Genomic DNA, 21,371 nt, shown 5'->3' on the forward strand with positions numbered 1-21,371 from the left:
AAATTAAGAGGGAGCCACTGGCTCCCTTTTTTATTTGGTTCTGTTCTCAATCGCTTCCCTGATTTTGGGAATGACCTCCTCTGCGCTATTCGCAACGATATAGCTCAGCTCAAGGTTCGGACGAATAAAGCCCTGAGCCTGCATGTGTGAGAATAATTCTAACAGCGGCTCCCAGAAACCATTGATATTGAGAAGCACGATAGGGCAGTGATGGCGGCCAAGTTGCCCCCATGTGAGCATTTCAATTAGTTCTTCAAGAGTGCCAACCCCGCCGGGCATGGCAACAAAAGCATCAGCTCGTTCAAACATCATCCGCTTGCGGGTATGCATGTCTGGTACGACAAATATTTCCTGTGCCTGCTCGAAAGTCTGCTCTTTTGCGCGCAGAAATTCAGGAATGATTCCACAAACCCGACCGCCATTTTCAATGACTGATGTGGCAATAATCCCCATTAAACCGAGCTTTCCGCCCCCATAAACCAGTCTAATATTTTCATTTGCCATTTTCTGGCCAAGATATTGGGCTGCTTGTGTAAATTCAGGGTTATTTCCTGCAGATGAGCCGCAATATACGCAGATGGAATTTGGATTTTTCATTTCTTGTGCGCTTTTCAAGTGGGGATGATATGAGGCTGGTATAAATGGACAGCCGGTAATTTACACGTGTTTATTCTTACACCCTCTGGATTTCTATCGTATAAGCGGGTTTAAGAGCATATTGGCAGTTTTTTATTCTGAGGGAGAGATCATGAAGCAACAACAAGGCAACGGCATATATGCGCTGATGGGCGCTGCCGCTGTATTTGTTGTGGCAGTCATGGTTGGAACGCTCTATTGGGAGCCCGCTGGCAGCCAGAATGGTGGCTCTGAAACAAGCCAGAATAATTCGAAGCCTAATTCCGCTGGAGATGATTCACCAGAATCATCCAAACCACAGGGTGATAAGGGAGAAGTTTCCAAGGCCCCACAGGTTAAAACCAAGTCTCACAACACAGATGGAAGCACCACATCTGGTCAGGCTGCACCTTCAACGGGTACGGGTACAAAACCTGAAAGTGGAAATACTTTGTCATCAAGTGATACGGGCACTTCTAAGATGCCATCTTCTTCAGAGATGTCGTCTCCCGTTTCTAAACAGAACAGTGGTATTATATATCCGACATTCGGGCATGTCCGGATCGAACCAAATGGTGATAATGTCTTCTCAGGACGTGTTGCACCGGGTGCGACGGTTGAGCTGATGCGCGATGGTGAGGTTTATGCCCGTGCTGTGGCCGATACCTCAGGTCTGTTTGCTTTTTCTGCGCCAGCACTTCCTGCCGGCCCCAGCAGTATTTATCTGCAGTCCATTTCTCCTGACGGTACGCGTGAAAATTCCAAAGAGAGCGTTACTGTTATGATTAACCGTGACAAGAAGCGTCGACCATTGGTTGCTCTTGTTTCGCCGGATAAGCCAACAGTTGTGCTCTCAAATCCCGATAGTCCTGATAGCAGGCATGTCGAACAGTCAGATCAGCAGACACAGGAAGGCAAGTCCCCTGTGAATGCGCGGCCGAGTGTCCAGATATCTACCGTTGAAACCAGAAATAGTGGTCGACTGCTGGTTTCTGGCAGTGCTGCACCGGGTGCCTCTGTGAAGCTTTATCTGAATGGAACAATGGTTGCGCCAGGCGGAGCTGATAGTGAAGGCCGGGTATTCTTTGCTATTGCGAAAGGGATGGTTCCCGGAGATTATGTTGTTCGCATTGATGAGGTTGATCCGGTTTCCAATGCCGTCAAATCAAAATCAGAAGTGAAGTTTAATCTGCCGGATATCAATGGGCGTCGGGTACTGGCTGGTGATGGCAAGGCGGGTTCTGCCGAGAATTCACCTGCAAAAGTTATTGTAACCGCAATTGAGACAGAAACGGTTGGCTATGGTGACAGCCTTTGGAAGATTAGTGAGCGCCGTTATGGCAATGGCTATCTTTATCTGGAAATCTATGATGCCAACCTGCGTAAGATTAAAGACCCGGATGTAATCTACCCGGGGCAGATTCTTGTTCTGCCGCCTCTTGAAGCACCACAAAAATAATACCATCTGAATGGAAGGTGCGCTTTAGCATCGCTCTCTATGATTATCCGTTTTATGAGAATGTATTACGGCCAGTCTCAATGGCCGTTTTTCTTAAGAAGGCAAGTGTATAACAATGTCCCAATCCCAGCAGTCATCCTCTGGTCAACAACAGAAAAAATCAGGTTTGGGAGTAACACTGCGTAAACTTCAACCTTATCTGTGGCCAAGCAACCGACGTGATCTACAAATCAGAATTTACCTCGCCTTTGCTGTGCTGCTGGCCAGTAAAGTTGTGACAATGTTGACGCCCTTTACTTTTAAATGGGCAACGGATGCGTTGATTGCGGTGGCAAATTCAGTCAACCCGGCTGAAGCGCTGGCCAGTGCGGATGGTTCATGGCTCTGGAAAGCCCCGGTCATTATGACCATTGCCTATGGGCTATCACGTATTCTGACAGCAATTCTAACACAGATGCGCGATGCTATTTTTGCCAAAGTAGCAATGAATGCCGTTCGTAAGCTTGCTTTAGAGACGTTTGAGCATATTCATAAGCTATCACTGCGGTTCCATCTTGAGCGCAGAATGGGAGGTCTGACACGTATTCTTGAGCGTGGGCGTAAGGGGATCGAAGAGCTTTCACGTCTTGTCGTTGCGATGCTTATCTCAACAATTGTTGAGTTTGTGCTCGTTCTTGGCATTCTCGCCTGGCAGTTTAACTGGCTTTATTCATTGGTTGTTCTGGTAATGGTGACCGTCTATTTGGTCTATACCTATAAGGCGACCGAATGGCGTATGACGATCCGCAAGCGGATGAATGAATCTGACGTTGAAGCCAATACAAAAGCCGTTGATTCACTTCTCAATTATGAGACAGTTAAATACTTTAATGCCGAGCAAAGAGAGGCCGAGCGTTATGACGTATCGGTTGAACGCTATGAGCAGGCATCTGTTCAGACTTACACGTCGCTTGCTGTTCTGAATGCCGGGCAGGCAATCATCTTCAGCATTGGCATGATTGTTATCATGGTGATGTCTGTTATGGATATTGTAGCCGGTCGGGCATCTATCGGTAGCTTTGTTCTGGTCAATACGATGATGGTTCAGCTTTATATCCCACTGAACTTCATGGGGATGCTGTACCGTGAAATTAAGCAGGCTCTGACGGATATCGAGGATATGTTCAATATTCTTGAGCAGGATCCGGAAATTGAAGATACGGCGGATGCCAAACCACTACAGGTTGATAATGCGGTTGTCCGGTTTGAAGACATCCACTTCGCCTATATCAAAGAGCGCCCAATCTTACGGGGTATTTCGTTTGAAATTCCAGCTGGAAAAACGGTAGCAATCGTTGGTCCGTCAGGGGCTGGCAAATCGACATTGTCTCGTCTGCTGTTTCGTTTCTACGAGCCACAGCATGGCAGAATACTGATTGATGGGCAGAATATTTCTGAAGTGCAGCAGGGCTCGCTTCGCCGCGCGATTGGTATGGTGCCGCAGGATACAGTCTTGTTTAATGACACCATTGGCTACAATATCCGTTACGGCCGCTGGGATGCCAGTGAGCAGGAAATTGAAGAGGCTGCACGCCTTGCCCAGATTGATGGCTTCATCAATTCTCTGCCTGAAAAGTTCAATACGCCCGTTGGTGAGCGGGGTCTGAAGCTTTCAGGTGGTGAGAAGCAGCGTGTTGCCATTGCCCGCACTATTCTTAAGTCACCGCCAATTCTTGTTCTCGATGAGGCAACATCAGCACTTGATTCCTTCACAGAGAAGGAAATTCAGGATGCGCTCGATCGTGTCTCCCGTGACCGTACGACACTAGTAATTGCCCACAGATTGTCGACAGTGGTTGGGGCTGATGAAATCATTGTGCTTGATAAGGGTATTATTGTTGAACGTGGTTCTCATAATGAACTCCTTGCTGAGAGCGGCGTCTATGCTTCAATGTGGAACCGTCAGCGTGAGGCTGATGAAGCGCGTGAAACTCTGAAACGGGCTGAAGAAGAAGAGGGAACCTCTTTCCGCGTTGCTCTTGAAGGTTGACGCGGGCGGTAATGCCTGCCACACCTCTCGCCTCAGATTTATTAAAGGCTGAATTAGAAGATGTTTGATTCAATACGTGGCGCACTGGTGCCGATACATAAAGAAGGTTATCCCTTCATTCTGATCGCACTGATCCTCACGATCCTGCTTGGATGGCTCTGGTCCCCACTGGGCTGGATTGGGACAATACTGACCCTGTGGGTCTGCTATTTCTTCCGTGACCCGCCACGTGTAACACCTCAGGAAGAAGGCCTTGTTATTTCTCCGGCTGATGGCAAAGTCAGCCTGATTACGACGGCTGTTCCACCTTCAGAGCTTAATCTTCCAGCAGAGCCAATGACACGTATTTCCGTGTTCATGAACGTTTTCAACTGCCATGTGAACCGCAGTCCGATTGCTGGCAAGGTAACAGAGATTGTTTATACACCCGGCTTGTTCCTGAATGCAGAGATGGATAAGGCCAGTGATGATAATGAGCGCAATGCGCTGGTTATCGAAGGTAAAACGGCAACAATTGCTGTTGTTCAGATTGCCGGGCTGGTTGCCCGCCGTATTGTCAGCTTTGTCAAAGAAGGGGCTGAGCTTGACGCTGGTGAGCGTTTTGGGCTCATTCGCTTTGGATCACGTCTGGATATTTATGTTCCCCAGACATCAGAGGTTCTTGTTGGCCTTGGGCAAACAGCCGTTGCTGGTGAAACTGTGCTGGTTGATTTGCGCTCGAAAAAAACATCCCGCAATTACCAGACCGATTAAGGTTGGCAGAAGGGCCTGTTCAGCTGTATGAATAGGCTCTTGTTGCTTTTGTTCAAAGAACGATATGACCGACCTGTTTCCACCTTTTGCCCCTGAGGGCAATGAATCCAGAAAACGTCTTTTCCGTCCGATATCCTTCAGGGTTATCGTGCCGAATATCATAACGTTGCTTGCGTTGTGCCTTGGCTTGACGGCTATTCGTTTCTCGTTTGATGCACGTTGGGATATTGCCGTTTTCTCTATCTTGGGAGCCGCAGTCCTAGACGGTCTTGATGGGCGTGTTGCCCGCCTTCTTAAAGGAACAAGCCGCTTTGGTGCAGAGCTGGATTCTCTTGCGGATTTTATCAGCTTTGGTGTGGCCCCAGCTTTGCTGCTCTATTCTTTCAGCCTGTCCAATCTCAAATCAATCGGCTGGCTTGTGGCCTTGATTTTTGCGATGTCAATGGCGCTGCGTCTGGCCCGTTTCAATGCAATGATCGATGCGCCTTCGCGCCCGGACTGGCAGCATAACTTCTTTACCGGTGTTCCGGCTCCGGCTGGCGCTATGCTGGCTATGTTACCGGTTTATCTGTCCATGTTGACGGACATTTCAATTGGTGAAGCCGGTGCCGTTGTTATCACGGTTTATACGCTGCTGATTGCTTTCCTAACCATCAGTACAATCCCTGTCTACTCCGGCAAGAATCTGGGCTTGAGTGTCCCACGGCATGTCGTATTGCCTCTCTTTATTGCTCTGGTTGTCGCTATTGGACTGGTTCTCAGTTTCCCATTTACAATGATGACCCTGATTTCTCTTGGTTTTCTTTCCTCTATTCCATTTGGCTTTGTTCAGTATCGTCGTCTGGCACGTGAAGAAGCCAAACAGGGGAACGCGAATACCGCTTCAACCGTTGATACAACAGAGAACCAGGTGGGGAGCGAAAATTAATGCCTGAAACTGTGCGGCCAAAGCTTGTTCTTGCTTCTGCGTCTCCGAGAAGGCTTTCATTGCTGCAACAGATTGGTGTTGAGCCTGATAGGCTCCAGCCCGCTGATATGGACGAAACACCCGGGAAGTTTGAAACACCGCGTGAGCTTGCCGCACGCCTTGCTCTTGCGAAGGCGGTTGTTGCCTCTGAGCGCGTCAAAGCAAGGGCAGGGGATGAGAACTCTGTTATCCTTGCTGCCGATACTGTTGTTGCTGTCGGAAGGCGCATCCTGCCAAAAGCCGAGGTTTTGGAGGAGGCAGATGCATGTCTGCGTCTTCTATCAGGCCGGACGCACCGGGTTTATACTGGCTTGTGTCTTATCAACCAGCATGGCAAAGCAAGCCGGCGTTTAGTTGAAAGCAGGGTTCGCTTCAAACGTTTATCACGGCTTGATATCGAGAGTTATCTTGCGAGCCATGAATGGAAAGGTAAGGCCGGCGGTTATGCCATTCAGGGGCTTGCCGGTGCCTTTGTTATCAATATGGTTGGCTCTTTCCATGCTGTTGTTGGATTACCATTGTATGAAACGGTTTCTCTCCTTGAAGGAGCGGGCTATCCGGTTCATTCTGGATGGAATGGTACAAAATCCTGATTTATTACAGCGAATGACAATGAGTAAGCCTGTTCAGATAAAGTCACCAGAGGGAAAGTCCCGCTGTCCAATTTGTGATAAGCCAACAGCTGAGGATTTTCGACCATTCTGTTCAAAGCGTTGTGCAGATGTTGATCTTCACCGCTGGCTGAATTCTTCTTACGTCATCCAGACAGAGGAAGAAGCTGATGACAGCATGGCATCTGGCAGTTCCGAACAATAGATAACTCGGGGCTGATGACGTTGTAGGACGTCCTGCTACTGCTTTTTTTGCGTAGCGATATTATTCATTATTCCGTGATCAGTTACAGCTCTCATCGAGCTGAGCATTATGCGTATATTGGTTAGAACGGACAGAGCTATGCGGTAATGATCGTGTACAATTCTTTACACTAAGATTCACTAAATTGCGTTATAATGTACGGGTTATGTATATTGTATCTGAACCCGTATGGTCTCGCTTATTCAGCACAAAACTTAGAATTCAATAACAGCTTGCCTGAGTTGAGAAATCGTACAGATATCATTTTGTTTATATATTTTTAAAGAATTTATTTAAATTCGAATTTGGATTGTGTAGTATGATTTTCTACATTAATTTGTTTTGTTTTTGCTTTGTTTTTGTTCTATAAATATATTACGTAAAAATCTGTTTAAGCAAATACACATATTTTGGGTGGCATTCTTATGAACAATCAATCTCTCCGTATGGAGCGTGCACGCGCTTCCAATTTCAAATACCTTTGTTCTGTTGGTTTTTTGGCTGCTCTCGTGTACGGCGGGACAGGGAGTGCCTTGGCAGGTCAAATCTCTGTCACAGATGGTACGACAATCACTCAAAATGGTGGGACATTTTCTAATGTTGCTGGTACGCCACTGGGTGCTGCGCTTTATGCAGCAAACGCTGGCAGCCTTATTAAGGGAACAGATCTGATTATTGATGCAGATACGTTCACAACCATGGCAACTGTCAGAGTGGTGAATGGTGGCGTAATCAACCTGTTTGGCAATACAGTTATTAAAGGGCGTGGGCTTCATGCTAGCGGTGCAACATCTGCCATCTCGATGGAAGGTGGTTCGATCACCGTCAATATGAATGCCGTTGAAGTTACAAGTAATGCAAATGTCACGCTTAAGAATGTAACGATTGTAGATACGATTGGCACTGTCGGTGCCATTCAGGTAAGTAATAATAGTAACTTAAATATTACAGGTGGTTCTATCACCACCCAGAATACTTCCCGTGGTATCAATATTTATTCTGGAAGTACGGCCTACGTTGATGGAACAACAATCACAACAAGTGGAAGTAATGCCAGTGCCATTGTTAATATGCAGTCGGGCAAATCTGCAATAGTTACACTGGATGCCCGGAATTTCACGTTTAATACATTTGGTTCCGGTTCCTACGGTCTGGATGCTAATAGCTATGGCACATCTGTTCTGCAGAACGGCTCCATTCACACACGTGGCCAAAATGCCAATGGTATCTGGGCTGTCGGTAAATCTGGTGTGGCAGACGCAGTTCAGGTGACAGGTGATCGCCTGACAATTGAGACTGAAGGTACAAATGCTCATGGTGTTCTGGCTCAGATTAACGGAAGTGTTAAGCTGACGAATACAGATATCACTGTTAAGAGTGCTTTTGGGGTTTATGCTGACCAGATCGCCAATATTACTATGGATACCGGCACAATCAGACTGAATGGTTCTGGTGGTTCTGCTGTTATGACTTCGATGGCGAATAGCTTTGTTAATCTGAATAATGTCACTGTCAGCTCTGATTCATATAATGTTACGGGTTATAATTCCTATTCCCGGTCAGTCATTACAGTAACCAATGGTTCATTGACTTTGACTGGCTCTGGTAACAAGGGAATATTTGCCCAGTCACAGGGGACAGTTAATATAGAAAATACCAACATGCAGATCACAGGTGATGGCTCTGTTGGTATGGTCTTCTATGGAGTAACTGCACCCAATAATGTAACGGTGACAGGCGGTTCCCTGTATGTGCCGAAGGGTCTCGGGATTTACGCAGTCGGCGGAACTGATACGGCAACCCTTACCAATACTTCCGTTACAGGCGATGTGCTGGTTGGTGCTGAAGCTTATGTTTCGGGTGCAACCGAGGCAGGTTCCAAACTTCAGATTAATGCATCCGGTACCAAGTTATCCGGTGCTGCCTATGTTGACGAACTTTCATCATCCAATCTTGTTCTGAACTCTGGTTCAGAATGGATGCTTACAGATGCTTCTGTCGTGGATGTTCCTCAATCTGAGGTTTCAACGCTGACAGTTAATGACAGTACTATCGGTTTTGCTGCACCAGCTAACGATCGGTACCAGACACTTGTGATTGGTGCTGGTGTTGTCGATAGCAGTGTAACGGCTGTTTACACCGCAAATAATGCAACTTTACGTTTGAACACTCTCCTGAATGAGGGTGGGGCGCTTTCCAATCAGTTTACCGATCGTTTGCTGGTTAATGGTGATGTTGCAGGTATGACGACGGTTGTCGTGAATCCGGTTGTGGGGAGCCGTGGCGGGGCCACCTCTCTGGATGGTAACAATCAGGCTGCTGAAGGTATTTCAATTATTCAGGTATCGGGTAATTCTACTGCTGATTCTTTCAAGCTACATGGTGGTTATGTTACGGCTTTAGGGACACCCTATCAGTATTCGCTCTACGCTTATGGTCCGGGTTCAGTAAATGGCTCCGCAGATGAGCGCCAGCGCCTTGTTAGCGGTACGAATCCGTTCTGGGATTATCGGTTGCAGAGCGTGTATGTGGAGCCTGTCGATCCGATTGATCCGGTTAACCCGGTTGATCCCGGTAATCCGGATAAGTCTGGTGGCGGAAACACAGGTGGCCCTTCCATTACAACTCCCAAGGTTCGAGCTGTTGCTCCACAGGTTGCAAATTACCTGATTGGTCCAACCGCTCTGTTCCATGCCGGTTTGCAGGATATTGGTAACCTGCATAAACGCCTTGGCGAAATCCGCGATGATCGTGTGACAGGTCGTACTGGCGGGAAGGGTGAGTTCTTTATGCGTGCTTATGGCGGCGTGTATGATTACAAATCTAACCGCAATGCCTACTCTTACGGTTATGACGCCAATATCGATTATGCTGCCGTGCAGTTAGGTGGAAGCCTCTATGCGTTTGAGAGCAAGAACAGTGTCACCCGCTTTGGCGTTGCAGCCAGCATAGGTAGCCTGTCTTTTGATCCGAAGAATGTACGTGGTACAACATCTACGAAGCTCGATACATGGTCCGTCTCAGCTTACGGCACGTACTTGCATGATAGCGGCTGGTATGTTGATGGTATCCTGTCTTACGGTGCGTTTGATGGCAATGTCTCGACGACTTACCGTGGCAACACAGCCTCTCTGAGCGGGACAAGCTTCTCTGCATCTCTGGAGACAGGTTATCCCTTCCAGCTTGGAAATGGCCTTGTTCTGGAGCCACAGGCACAAGTGATCTATCAGCGTCTGATGTTTGACCGTAAGTTTGATACAGACATGTTTACGGTTTCACTTGGCACGCTTGATCAGGTAACCGCCCGTGTTGGCGCACGTCTGTCGAAGACATTTGCTCAGCCTGAGCAGGACCGTCTGATCACGGTTTATGCCAAGGCGAATGTTCTTCACACTTTTGGTAGCAACAACAAGGTCTTCCTTGGAGACACCTTCCGCATCGGTGATTTTGGCACATCGATTGAAGGTGGTGTTGGTATCAATGCCACATTGTCGAAGAACGTCTCGCTTTATGGTGAGGTCTCGTATCAGCACCGTATTGGCAAATCTGGTGTCTCCGGTGTCAGTGCAACCGGTGGATTGCGATACGCATTCTGAATGACATAATTAAGTAATGAAAAAGCCCCTGAGTATCTTCAGGGGCTTTTTTGTTTTTAATGCCTATATCGTAAAGCATTGACCAGAAGACTGAAGGCAGGGGACATATGCCACTCCAGAGCTGGCAAGAGCTGCTCCAAGAATGTGTGTCGTTGTATTGATAACATGCTCACCTGCTGAAATGCGGATATTACCAACTGGCCTGTCTCTGAATTCAGTAATCACTGGAGCTCTTCATCAATCTCGTCAAAACGTGGACCAATCGTCTGCAGCAACCGCTCACCAGCTTCTGTCAGCGCAACGCTTCTTGTGTGCGTGTCAGCGCTGGATTCCCAGTCGTGATTCAAGCTGTTTGATTGTATGGCTGAGAGCTGACTGGGAGACCCAATTTTTGCTGCTGTCGTTGCAGAATGTTTTCGTTTCTGCATCTTAATTTATATGAAAACAAAAATATGTATCTGTTTTTTGGAATTTTATTAATTATTGATTGAGTGTGTCATGGATATTTTGAATATAGATTTTATGTATTTTTATTTAATTTAAATAAGTTATTTATAATAAAATATAGTTTTTTTTATAAAATATTTTCTAATTGATAATAAAATTGTTGCCTTTTGAATAATGAATCTATTAAATTCTGTATAAAGTGAAATAAATTTCTATTTATTGTTGAATATAATGTGTTCCTTCTTCAGTGGAAGGCGCAGGGTTAAGGGGCTTTTAGCATATTATTTGCTGTTTCCAGCTTCCAGCTATCGGTTGGTGGTTAATTCTGTGTTTTCACAAGACGGTACGCCTTATGGATGGAGGGGGCTTCCCTCCTGACAATCTTTTGAGGGTATTATGAAGTCTACACGTAACGCGGTATTTTTATGTACCGTTCTGGCACTGATGTCTGCTGCGGCTTTGATCTATGTTTTGGCTTATGAGTCTAGCTTTATTGCTCATAACCTTATCATTAACGCCGCTATTGCCGCTTTGGCCGGGATAGCTGTTCTGTATGCTTTATATACTCTGCTAATAATATCTCGCGGTATGGCACAATGGCGCAAGATTGCCATTGAGTTTCCTCGCGGTGCAGAAGAGCCGAAGCTGAACGGCGCCATGCGTATTTTCAAGGGACGCCTTAAGCATCTGATCAGCTTTGATGAGCTTGAGCGTACAGCTGCCGTTCATATGCTTGATAAAGCGCTGGAATGGCGTGTCCGATTTCTTGATTATGCTGCAGGTCTTCTGATCGGCCTTGGTCTGCTTGGGACGTTCGTTGGTCTGACGACGACGATGGAAGGTATCAAGACATCTATCCAGATGTTGTCTGGTGGTGGTGATGTCGATGCCAAGCTTCTTGTGTCGAGCCTTGCAGCTCCGCTCGGTGGTATGTCGACGGCCTTCTCGTCTTCCATGTTTGGTCTGGCCTCATCCCTCATCAGTGGTGCGCTGAGCCACTTTCTTGGTCGTGCCTCAGAAGGCTGGGTTCATGAAATCGAAAAGTGGGCCAATGTTGCCCATTCAACAGATGCACCGCCAAGCTCAGCTGGTGAAGCGACACAGGCTTCCATTGATCGTCTGACCGGTATCATCAACAAGCATGCTATTTTTGCCGCTGAAGATCGCGTCAAGTTTGATGCCCGTCTGGACGCAATGATTGTTGCCCAGCAAAGCATGAGCACCCATATGCGCGAAGCAACCTCTCTGCTGGCCGATATGCAGGGTGGTCTGGTCAATCTGGGTACTCTGACTAAAGAAGCTCTGGAGATGCAGAGAGGGCTTGCCCCCATGCTCGCGGCCATTGCAGAGGCAACACGTGACAGTGCCGAGGCTGCGGGTGTCTTCAATCACAATATTTCCAAGGTCGTTGATGCTGTTGAGCGTAACAGTCTGTCCATGACGGAATGCGTCAGCAGCATTACGGATATGCGTGTCAATGTGACGGGTGCTGCTCAGGGGCTTCTGGGTAACCTTGCCCAGATCGAGCGCCACTCACAGTTTGCTTCGGATCAGCTGTCTAAACTCAATGACAATGATGGTGAACGTTCCGCGACACTGAATGCAGCAACCAACACGCTGCGTATGCAGCAGGAAGCTGTAATGGCCTGTGTGCGCGAATTAACTCAGGCAAAGGTTTCTATTGTTGCTGCTGTCAATGCTCCTCCTCGTCTGGAGACGCAAAAGCCCGTCCGCGAGACGGTTGCTGCCGAGTAACAGGGGGGAATTATGAAACGCTGGGTCAGACTTCTTGGGGTCGCATCAACTTTAACTATCGCTTGTCATTCTCTTGCGGCAGCACAGGAAACCTTACCTGCTGATCAGCAGAAGGTTACAACACGAAAAGCCAAGGCAAAACAGCCGAAGGCGCAGCGTGTCGTATCTCTGGAAGAAGCAATCAGGCTTGCCGCTGATTACTCCTGGCGCAGTAAAATCGCTGCGGCCCAGGTAGATGTTGCTCACGCACGTGTCGGACAGGCTGAGGCTGGTTATTATCCAAGTATCAAGGCACAGATACAGACACCGAATGGCCGTTATGATCATGGCTATAACTTCCGTGGCAGGGATTTTGACGATCTTTCCCAGGCAGGGGTGGAGCTGCGTTATAATCTGGTTGATTTCGGGCGGACGAAATACGCTGCTGCTGAAGCAATCAGCTCTTATCGCGCCAGTGACTGGGCCCGTCAGGGTGAGGATCTGACAGTTCTTTTTGAGACAGCCAAAGCCTATCTTGATGCCCAGCATTTCTCTTCTGCTGTGAGTGCAGCTGAAGCCTATGTCAGTGAAATTCAGCGGTTGAATGAAACCATCCGCGAAGGTGTTGCCGGAGGGATTGCCTCACAGTCAGAGACGGCCCGTGGTCGTCTTGCCCTGAGTAATGCTGTTAACAAGAAGAAGGCTTTGGAGCTGCAGCGCATCAGGGCAACGCAGCGTTTGATTGCTCTGGTCGGTCAGGATGTAAAGCCTGTAGCTGCCAAGAACGCAGCTCGATTGCCACGTGGGCATAATATTGATGAATTAACGGAAGTCGCTCAGGATCTGAACCCTGCTGTTCAGGCCCGTGATGCTGCCGTGTCCAGTGCTCGTGCGCGCATAGAAGCCGAAAAAGCTTCACGTATGCCACGGCTGGATGTCGTCGCCGATTATAAGCGTGCGTTGCAGGATGTACCAAGCAGTATCAATTCCTCCCGCTGGGATGGTGGTATCCGCTTGCAGCTCTCCGTTGATCTGTACGATCCTTCCAGATCGCCGAAAATTGCAGAGGCTCATGCCAATTATAATGTTGCATGGGCTCAGTGGCATCAGGAACAGGCTACAGTGATGGATAGTATCCGCGCACTGAAGGGGGATTACTCCATTGCCTCCGATCAGTGGGCCATCAGTAATGAGGCTCAGAAACAGGCTTCCCAGACACGTTCTTTCTATCTTGAGGAATTCCGTCTCGGACAGAGAAGCCTCTCCGACCTGATTACTGCCGAAACTGAATATTTCACATCGCGGGTGGAGGCGTTGTCTGCACGGTATGATTATTACCAGGCAATTCTCTCAATTTATTATCTGGCAGGTCAGCCGCGAGAAGGTCTTGAGGCCTTAAAACTTCTTTAAAAGACAGACTAAATACCAAGGGGCAAGAAATTGAGCGAGAAGGGCAACCATATATGGCCGGCCTACGTCGACATGATGACCGTTCTTCTGATGGTCTATCTGTTGTTGGCACTTTTGTTTCAGGTGGTCGTTGCCACCAGTAAAACGGCTATCAACCAGGTCGAAGCTGACGAGCTTGCAAAAGCCGAAGCCGGCAAGCAGGGGCAAGAGCAGATTATGCCGCAACAGCCCCCCAAGAAGGAACAACAGGCTTCTGCAGCTGGAGAACAGGCGAGTAATTCTGCTGAAAATCAGGATATGACTTTGGTGACCATAACGCCGACAGAGCTTGCTCAGAAGCAGGGTGATCTGCGCTTGAGGCTTGAAGCCCGCCGCAATTATCTCAATGCCTCTGAGATTCAGACAGTCAAGACCTGGGTTGAAGAGCACCGGAGTGAAATTGCCAGCAAAGGTATCCGTCTCTATTCGGTTGCGCCGAACAGCAATAATGTTCAGGTCGGCTCTCTGCTGAAAGTCCAGTTTGACCGGGCCCTGAGCGTCATGAGTGCCGTCAATGGCAGTGGTATCAGCCTCGAGAGTATCTCTTACGATAACGAGATTATTCAGGATGCAACGGAAGACTTCGTGATCCTGAGAGTGCGGAAAGATGCTCCAAAACCCTGATAGCGGAAAGATCAATAAATTCTGGCATTTCTGTCGGGTTTCACTGGTGAGCTCCAGTGGGGTTATTCTGCTGTGCGCTTTACTGGCATTTGTGTGGTCTGTTTTTATTCCACTTGATGTTCTTGTCCGCGGGAACGGTCTGATCCGCGTGGAAGGTCACAATATTGATCTGCAACACGCTGAAGGTGGCACAATTTCAGAGCTCTACGGTACCGTTGGCCAGACTGTGAAGGCAGGAGATATTCTGGCCAAGGTTATCAGCCCGGCCCTTATTGAGGACTTTGAGCGCAGCCGTATTGCCGTGGAAGCTCTGGAACTGCGTGAGGACCGTCTGAAAGCGGAAATCGACGGGCAGCCGTTCGAGCCTGCAATGGTTAAAGACCCTGAACTTGCCGAAATCATTGAAAGTGAACTGGCATTTTATAATGCCCGTGCACGTGCCCTCAATGAGGCAATTAATATTGCCAAATCGCAGCTGTCCCAGAAAGAATCCCAGATAACGGAACTTCAGGGCCGGATAGAAGATCTTGGTCAGGAGATGCAGCTTGCAGGCCAGCATGTTCGTCTGCTCGAACCCCTGGTTGCTAAAGGTGCAGCTGCTGAGGTTCTGCTTGTTCAGCGTAAACTGGAATACCAGAAGGTCTTCAGCGCACTGAGAGATGCCAAGGCACGCTTACCGCGCATTACTGCTGAAAAGGAAGAGACGCAGCTGAAAATGCAGCGTTTCCGGACAGAATTCATATCTGAAGCTAATAAAATGCTGTCACAGGTGCAGGTTGAGCTGCCTCAGGCACATGCAAAGCTGGTTTCCAGCCGCACGCGTATGGATAGCAGCAAGATTGTCTCGCCAGTTGATGGTGTCATTCAGCGTGTTCTGACAACCCATACCGGCGCTGTGATCAAGCCCGGTGAAATTGTTTTTGAAATTGCTCCCAGCAGTGTACCGCTTGTCGCTGATGTGAAGGTTTCACCTCAGGACAGGGACAGATTGTGGGTGGGCATGCAGACGCGTGTCCGGGTTGCAGCATTCGGCGGCTACTTCAGTAATACCCTTGATGGCACGGTCTCCCTGATCAGCGCTGATGCGCTCGGTGATGATGAGAAGGGGCGTTACTATCAGGTAACGATAGACATCACCTCATCCACCACCAAATCGAAGATTTTCCCGGGGATGTCGGTTGAAGCATTCATGCTCGCCGGGTCCCGTACCTTTGCCCAGTATTTATTCAAACCGTTTTTTGACGGTGTCTCTGTCGTGTTCAGCGAATGACGCTGGATATGTCAGTAAATGTAAGAGGAATGATATGAAACTACCTGCTCCCCAGAAATCCGGCCAGTCAATCATTATTGATACCTATGGCAAGAACGAGATTCCTGTCAGCTCGCGGGAAGCATCAATTATCATTCGCGGTCCGGATGTTGTTGTTCGTATGGCTGATGGTTCTGAACTGACGCTGACGATGGCCGCCCAGATTGCCTCAATTCAGAAAACGGTTTTTACACTTGTTTTCAGTGATGGTGTTGAGATCAACTCGGATGTATTGTTCCAGTCTGCCAGCGCCATTGAAATGCCTCCTGAAGTTGCTCAGGATAAAGGTGAGGAGACTAAGCAGTCTGCTGAGGGTGATCCGTTGCTTATTGTTGAGAAGACAGAAGCGACTCAGGCTACGGATAATTCTCTTGCCGAGAAAACCGTTGCTGCTTCCGAGTTCATTAAAGAGAATCCGTATCGGCAGGAAGTAACATCAACGATGTCTTCAACATCCGGTACAAGTGCTCCGGAAACGCAGAGTTCCACAACACCTATGGCATTGCCGGTTAGCAGCACGGAAGATTCCTCTTCGGATGCCAGCTCATCAGTACCGCCGGTGACGGATGCAGGTTCAGATTCAAATGCAGGTTCTAATACGGGCGGCAATTCAGATAACGGTAACGATTCGGATAATGGTAACGAAAACCCCGGAACACCGGGTATCGAAATCCCAAATTCAAACCCGATGATACTTTCCCTGAAAATACTTCAGCCTGCTGGCAGTGTGGATGAAGAAGCCCGTGTCTACTTAGGTGGAGCGGGTGCTGACGGCTCCCGTACAGATGGATCATCCTCTCTGCAATATGATTCAGAGGTTATTGATCTGACAGGTGAAACTGAAGACTGGACGATCCATGCTGATGGCGTTGACGGTCTTGAGGCCGGATATGTCAGCCGTATTATTCTGATCGGAGATGCAACAGGCGGGATTTCAATCCGTGGTCTTCCAGGCAGCTTTACCGTTATTTATGGTGATTCCGAAGAGGGACAGGCTCTCGGGCTGGCCGCCAATGAGCTGTATATCCGTTATCCGAGCGGCAATAAGGATGTCTATACGCTGGATATCTCATATATCAACCTCAAGGGCGAAAGCGTTACGTACGAGAGAAAGCTTTATATCGTTGATGCACCAGCAGGTATGGTGAACAGTGACGGTGATCTGCTGATGTCAACGCAGCCGAACGGAACAGAAATTCACGCAGGTTCCGGCAATGACACCATCATTGCAAGTATTGCTCCAAGCCAGATTTATGATGGTGGAGCTGGGGTTGATACTGTCGATTACAGCAGTGTTGATGCCGCAATCGTGGCTGACCTGCGAGCCGGTACTGTTTCCAAGGCCGGGCATTCTGTCGACAGCCTTCTGAATATCGAAAACATTATCGGAACGGTCTATGCCGATACACTGATCGGCGATGACAATGACAATGTTCTTGATGGTGGTGAAGGAAATGACAGACTGGTTGGTGGTGCAGGCAACAACACGCTGATTGGCGGTGCCGGAACAGATACCGCTGATTATTCACTGGCCACAGCAGGTATTGTGATTGATCTGGGTGACGGGACTGCAAGCAACAATGGTTATGGCGGAACGGACATCATTGTTGATGTCGAGAACGTTACCGGCAGTAACTATGCTGATATCATCGGTGGTAGTGATGTAAACAACTACCTCTCCGGTGGTGCTGGTGATGATACGTTCTATGGCAGTAAGGGTAACGATACGATCGTAGGCGGCTCTGGCACAAATACGGTCAATTACAGCAACCTAGATCAGGAAATCACCGTTAATCTGGCTGCAGGTTCAATCAGCAAGGGAACCAGTGGAACAGATGCTGTTTCCGGTATCACAAATGTTGTCGGGACAAACTATAACGATTACTTCCTCGATGGAACGGGTAACCAGTATTATAATGGTGGTGCAGGCAGTGATACCATCGATTTCAGTACACGTGTCAATTCTGGCGGTACCTTTACCGTCAACCTCCAAACCGGTGAGGCTTATTCTATTACAGGCAGCATCAGGCTTGGCGATACGGATACATTCACCAGTATCGAAAATATTATTGGTGTCACATCTCAGGCTGCCAGCTATATCGGTAACAGCTCTGACAACCGTATCATTGCCGGTAGTGGCAATGACTGGGTCGCTGGCTGGCAGGGCAATGATTATCTGGATGGCGGAGCCGGCATTGACTGGGTTGATTATCGTGGTGTGGCTGGTGCCGTTCACGTTGACCTGTCCCAGAACAAGGCCTTCAATGACGGTTATGGGACTGTCGATACACTGCTGAATTTTGAATATATCGCAGGTTCCAGCTATGGCGATACGCTGATAGGTAACAGCGGAACCAATTACTTTTATGGTGGTGCCGGTAACGATTATATCGATGGTGGTGCCGGTACCGACTATTACTACGTCTACAATTTTTCCAATGCCGGTGTATTCGTTGATCTGGCGGCTGGTATCGCTGAGGATGGCCAGGGCGGCATTGATACGCTGGTCAATATTGAAGGCGCCATGGGTAGCTACAACGGAGATAATACTTTCCGTGGCAACAGTGGTAATAATATCTTCTATGGCTACCTCGGCAACGACCTTTTCTATGGCAGTGGCGGTAGTGATACGTTCTACGGCAGCTCAGGTTCAGATACTGTCAACTACAGTGAAATGACTGCCAATGTCGTGGTTAACCTGACAACTGGTAAGGCAACAAAATCACAGGGTGGAACGGATACACTCAGCGCCATTGAAAACGTTTTCGGCAGTGATTTCGACGATGTGATTACAGGGAGCGTCGGTAGTAACACCATCAATGGTGGTGCCGGTAATGATCGTATCATTGGCGGAGCCGGCGCTGATATTCTCATCGGTGGTGATGGTTACGACACCGTTGATTACAGCACCGATACAGCCGGTATTATCGCCAATCTGGCCGGTATTGTTCAGGATGGTTCGGGCAGTACCGATACCATTCTTCAGTTCGAGGCCATCATTGGCTCGAACCACAATGACGTGTTCATCAATAACAGCACCACCGGCTGGAACATCAATGGTGGAGCCGGTACGGATACTTTCCAGAAATCGGGTGAGGGCGGAAGTTTTACGCTCTCCGGTGGTTTTATCAGTATTGAGGTCTTTGATTTTGCAGATGGCAAGACAGATAATATTCAGGCTAACTTGAATTCGCTGTTTGCTGATCTTGGAGCAGGTGTTCATGCAACCCTGAATATTGATGCTGCCGATACTTTCTCTGTTGCCGATAACTCCGGCTGGACGCATTCAACCGTTGATGGAAATGACGTCTGGTCGAACAGCAGCGGTGGCAGCCTGACGGTTGTTGCGGCCTGATTATCTGACGGGTCTGGATTGCTTTTATGAGTACCTTTTCGGAGAGCATCGTTACTGCTGTTGCCCATGTTCAAGGGGCAGCAGCGCCATGGCGCTGGCAACGGATTCTGGCCGCAAGTGCGGATGACCGTGAAGCTGTCACGTCACTTATGCGCTCTGAATTCAGGCTGGACCTTATTCGTGTCGGCAAGCATGTTTCTCTGGAGCCCGGAGAGACGTGTGTCGTTGAAGTTGAAGAGGGGAAGTGGGAAGCTGTTGTCGCTCTGGAAGATGGTAGTTTCCAGTCTCTGGTAACAGATGCAAACGTTACCAGAAAAGATGCTCTGCTTTGCTACCACCTGACACCAGTAAAAGACGTTACAGGACTGAGTACTGAAGTTTTTCTTCCGCGAAACGGTGAAGAGCGCAGGATTGTCAGAAAAATTCTGCTGGCGACACTTGCCATCAATCTGATGGTCGTCGTTATGCCGCTCTATATGAATGCGCTTTATGATCGCGTACTCCCGGCCAAGGCATCAGCTTCATTATGGGCTTTGTCTCTTGGTGTGGTTTTTGCGATCATTGGCGAGTTTCTGGTGCGTGGTGAACGCAGGAAGCTGTTTAGCCGACTGGCGGATATTATTCATGCCCGTGTTGAGCCGACAGTTTTAAGACAGGTTCTGGGGATACCGGCATCCCGTCTGACAAACTGGGGAATGAAACAATATCAGGCTTTGCAGGACTGGCAGAAACTGCGCTCCTGTTACTGGCTGTTTGCCAACAGCAACATTATCGATATTCCGTTTGTTATTCTTTATCTGCTTGCCATCCTCATTCTGTCCGGATGGCTGGTTTTGGTACCGATAGCGGGGCTCGGGGTTTACGCATTTATTGTCTGGCGTTTCTGGCGTACGGAAGCAGGTCGGGAAGACAGAAGATTCCCTGTGATGCCTGTTATCAGCCCCAGCGAAATCAATGTTGCGCGCACGCTGGCCCGTACAGATCTTTTGCATGATCGGCTGATGTATGGCTCTGAAACTGTTCTCAGGGCTGAGGATAGCCGCTTCACACGCCAGTCATCACGCCAGACCCTGCTGACAGCAATCATCAGCAGCCAGACGGTTGTGATTGTCGTTGCCGCTTTTTATCTCAGCATAAATGGCCTGATGAACCCGGCCGCTCTTTTTGCCGTAATCCTTCTGGCAAGCCGGTTGGCACAGCCCTTCATGTCGCTTTCCATGCTTGTTGGCAGCCTTCAGGAAGCTGTTTTGTCCTACCACAGGTTTGATGACCTTCTGGTGAAGAATGCGGCTGCCATTCAGGTAGACGGCATTGATCAGGAAAACAAGATCGCAGCCCTCTCCAGCCGTATTCCACTTTGGGACATTCATAAGGGTAATTTCCGTTATGATGATGACAGGGCGATACTGGAGAACCTGACGCTGGCTATTGCCAGAGGTGAAAAGGTTGCTCTGGTCGGAAATGCCGGAAGCGGTAAAAGCACGATTATGCGCCTGCTGGCTGGTACGATTAATCTGGATACCGGTTCTATCCGTTTCTCGGGTCTCAACATGCCGAAAGGCCAGTCCGTCGTTGCAGAGAAGGTGCACTACCTGTGGCAGGGTGATACGCTGCTGGCAGATACGGCCTATGAGTATCTCTGCCTGGATGTCAGCCGGACACGTCAGCAATGTGAGCAGGTTCTGGAGAAGCTGGGGCTGATTGATAATCGTCAGGTTGGTTCCATTGATCTTGACCGCTTCTGGAACCAGAGCGGGAGGGCCCCTACACCTGAGCAACGGCAGATGCTGGCCATTGCCCGACTGACCCTGACAGACAGAAACATCTTCCTGCTGGATGAGCCAACTGAGCATCTCAATCAGCGCCATGAAATGCTTCTGGTCAATACGTTGAAAGAAAAGCTGAACACGGAAAGCAGTATGGTTCTTTCGACCGACCGTTTTGAGCTTCTGAAGCTGGTTGACCGTGTGATTCATATTGAACGCGGGAATATCATTTTCGATGGTCCGCGGGATGCTTTCCTGAAGCGTGTAAGTTCATAATCCAGTGAATGCCTAGGCCAAAATAGCGCAATTTATTTTCTGATTATTCGCGTATAGTAACCCGTAAACTAGCCATATACTGACCCCTTGCAATGCAGGAGAGGTTCTTGGGCTGAAGAGGGTAGAAGCTGAAAAGA

General features: G+C 48.6%; 16 protein-coding genes. 13 read left to right on the forward strand and 3 right to left on the reverse strand.

Going from position 1 to position 21,371, the window contains the following annotated elements; translation table 11 throughout:
* Positions 1–30: 30 nt before the first annotated feature.
* Positions 31–597 carry an LOG family protein gene (locus WJT86_RS05335; RefSeq protein ID WP_346336493.1) on the reverse strand — a complete coding sequence of 189 codons (567 nt, stop codon included), beginning with the start codon at positions 595–597 and terminating at the stop codon, positions 31–33.
* A gap of 151 nt (positions 598–748) precedes the next feature.
* On the opposite strand from WJT86_RS05335, the gene WJT86_RS05340 reads away from it, so the two are divergent.
* The 7 genes from WJT86_RS05340 to WJT86_RS05370 all read left to right on the forward strand — a co-directional run bounded on the left by WJT86_RS05340 (position 749) and on the right by WJT86_RS05370 (position 10,274).
* Positions 749–2,074 (forward strand): LysM peptidoglycan-binding domain-containing protein, encoded by a 1,326-nt coding sequence (locus WJT86_RS05340; RefSeq protein WP_346336494.1) that lies wholly within the window; start codon positions 749–751, stop codon positions 2,072–2,074.
* Positions 2,075–2,189: 115 nt separating this feature from the next.
* Entirely contained in the window at positions 2,190–4,103 is a 1,914-nt protein-coding gene (locus WJT86_RS05345; protein ID WP_346336495.1) for an ABCB family ABC transporter ATP-binding protein/permease, read from the forward strand.
* 60 nt (positions 4,104–4,163) lie between these two features.
* Positions 4,164–4,856, forward strand: a complete 693-nt coding sequence (locus WJT86_RS05350; RefSeq protein WP_346336496.1) for a phosphatidylserine decarboxylase — start codon at positions 4,164–4,166, stop codon at positions 4,854–4,856.
* A gap of 64 nt (positions 4,857–4,920) precedes the next feature.
* The gene (gene pssA, locus WJT86_RS05355; protein WP_346336497.1) at positions 4,921–5,784 is read left to right on the forward strand and encodes a CDP-diacylglycerol--serine O-phosphatidyltransferase; all 864 of its coding nucleotides are present in this window, start codon (positions 4,921–4,923) and stop codon (positions 5,782–5,784) included.
* On the forward strand, positions 5,784–6,416 hold the full coding sequence (locus tag WJT86_RS05360; RefSeq protein WP_346336498.1) for a Maf family nucleotide pyrophosphatase: 633 nt from the start codon (positions 5,784–5,786) through the stop codon (positions 6,414–6,416). The genes pssA and WJT86_RS05360 overlap by 1 nt, the downstream gene beginning before the upstream one ends.
* Positions 6,417–6,435: 19 nt before the next feature.
* Positions 6,436–6,639 (forward strand): DNA gyrase inhibitor YacG, encoded by a 204-nt coding sequence (locus WJT86_RS05365; RefSeq protein ID WP_346336499.1) that lies wholly within the window; start codon positions 6,436–6,438, stop codon positions 6,637–6,639.
* A 464-nt stretch (positions 6,640–7,103) separates the two neighbouring features.
* A complete protein-coding gene (locus WJT86_RS05370) occupies positions 7,104–10,274 on the forward strand; it encodes an autotransporter family protein (protein ID WP_346336500.1) in 3,171 nt (1,056 codons plus the stop codon).
* 63 nt (positions 10,275–10,337) lie between these two features.
* Here the strand turns inward: WJT86_RS05370 and WJT86_RS05375 are convergent, their stop codons facing one another.
* Both WJT86_RS05375 and WJT86_RS05380 read right to left on the reverse strand, forming a co-directional pair.
* Complete coding sequence (locus WJT86_RS05375) at positions 10,338–10,499, reverse strand: hypothetical protein (RefSeq protein ID WP_346336501.1); 162 nt, start codon at positions 10,497–10,499, stop codon at positions 10,338–10,340.
* Positions 10,496–10,702, reverse strand: coding sequence for a hypothetical protein (locus tag WJT86_RS05380; protein ID WP_346336502.1), 207 nt, complete (start codon positions 10,700–10,702; stop codon positions 10,496–10,498). The genes WJT86_RS05375 and WJT86_RS05380 overlap by 4 nt, the downstream gene beginning before the upstream one ends.
* 415 nt (positions 10,703–11,117) lie before the next feature.
* Here WJT86_RS05380 and WJT86_RS05385 point away from each other — a divergent pair, with 415 nt between their 5' ends.
* From WJT86_RS05385 to WJT86_RS05410, 6 genes are read left to right on the forward strand one after another with little or no spacing between them, the layout of a single operon-like run.
* Positions 11,118–12,476 carry a MotA/TolQ/ExbB proton channel family protein gene (locus WJT86_RS05385; protein WP_346336503.1) on the forward strand — a complete coding sequence of 453 codons (1,359 nt, stop codon included), beginning with the start codon at positions 11,118–11,120 and terminating at the stop codon, positions 12,474–12,476.
* A 12-nt stretch (positions 12,477–12,488) separates the two neighbouring features.
* The gene (locus tag WJT86_RS05390; RefSeq protein ID WP_346336504.1) at positions 12,489–13,865 is read left to right on the forward strand and encodes a TolC family protein; all 1,377 of its coding nucleotides are present in this window, start codon (positions 12,489–12,491) and stop codon (positions 13,863–13,865) included.
* Between the two features lie 30 nt (positions 13,866–13,895).
* Entirely contained in the window at positions 13,896–14,528 is a 633-nt protein-coding gene (locus WJT86_RS05395; protein ID WP_346336505.1) for a hypothetical protein, read from the forward strand.
* Positions 14,512–15,798, forward strand: coding sequence for an HlyD family type I secretion periplasmic adaptor subunit (locus WJT86_RS05400; RefSeq protein ID WP_346336506.1), 1,287 nt, complete (start codon positions 14,512–14,514; stop codon positions 15,796–15,798). Before WJT86_RS05395 ends, WJT86_RS05400 begins: the two co-directional genes overlap by 17 nt.
* Before the next feature lie 34 nt (positions 15,799–15,832).
* The gene (locus WJT86_RS05405) at positions 15,833–19,192 is read left to right on the forward strand and encodes a beta strand repeat-containing protein (RefSeq protein WP_346336507.1); all 3,360 of its coding nucleotides are present in this window, start codon (positions 15,833–15,835) and stop codon (positions 19,190–19,192) included.
* A gap of 26 nt (positions 19,193–19,218) precedes the next feature.
* The gene (locus WJT86_RS05410) at positions 19,219–21,234 is read left to right on the forward strand and encodes an ATP-binding cassette domain-containing protein (RefSeq protein WP_346336508.1); all 2,016 of its coding nucleotides are present in this window, start codon (positions 19,219–19,221) and stop codon (positions 21,232–21,234) included.
* Positions 21,235–21,371: the final 137 nt, after the last annotated feature.

It is taken from the genome of Hohaiivirga grylli, assembly GCF_039655745.1.
GTDB lineage: Bacteria > Pseudomonadota > Alphaproteobacteria > Rhizobiales > Beijerinckiaceae > Hohaiivirga > Hohaiivirga grylli.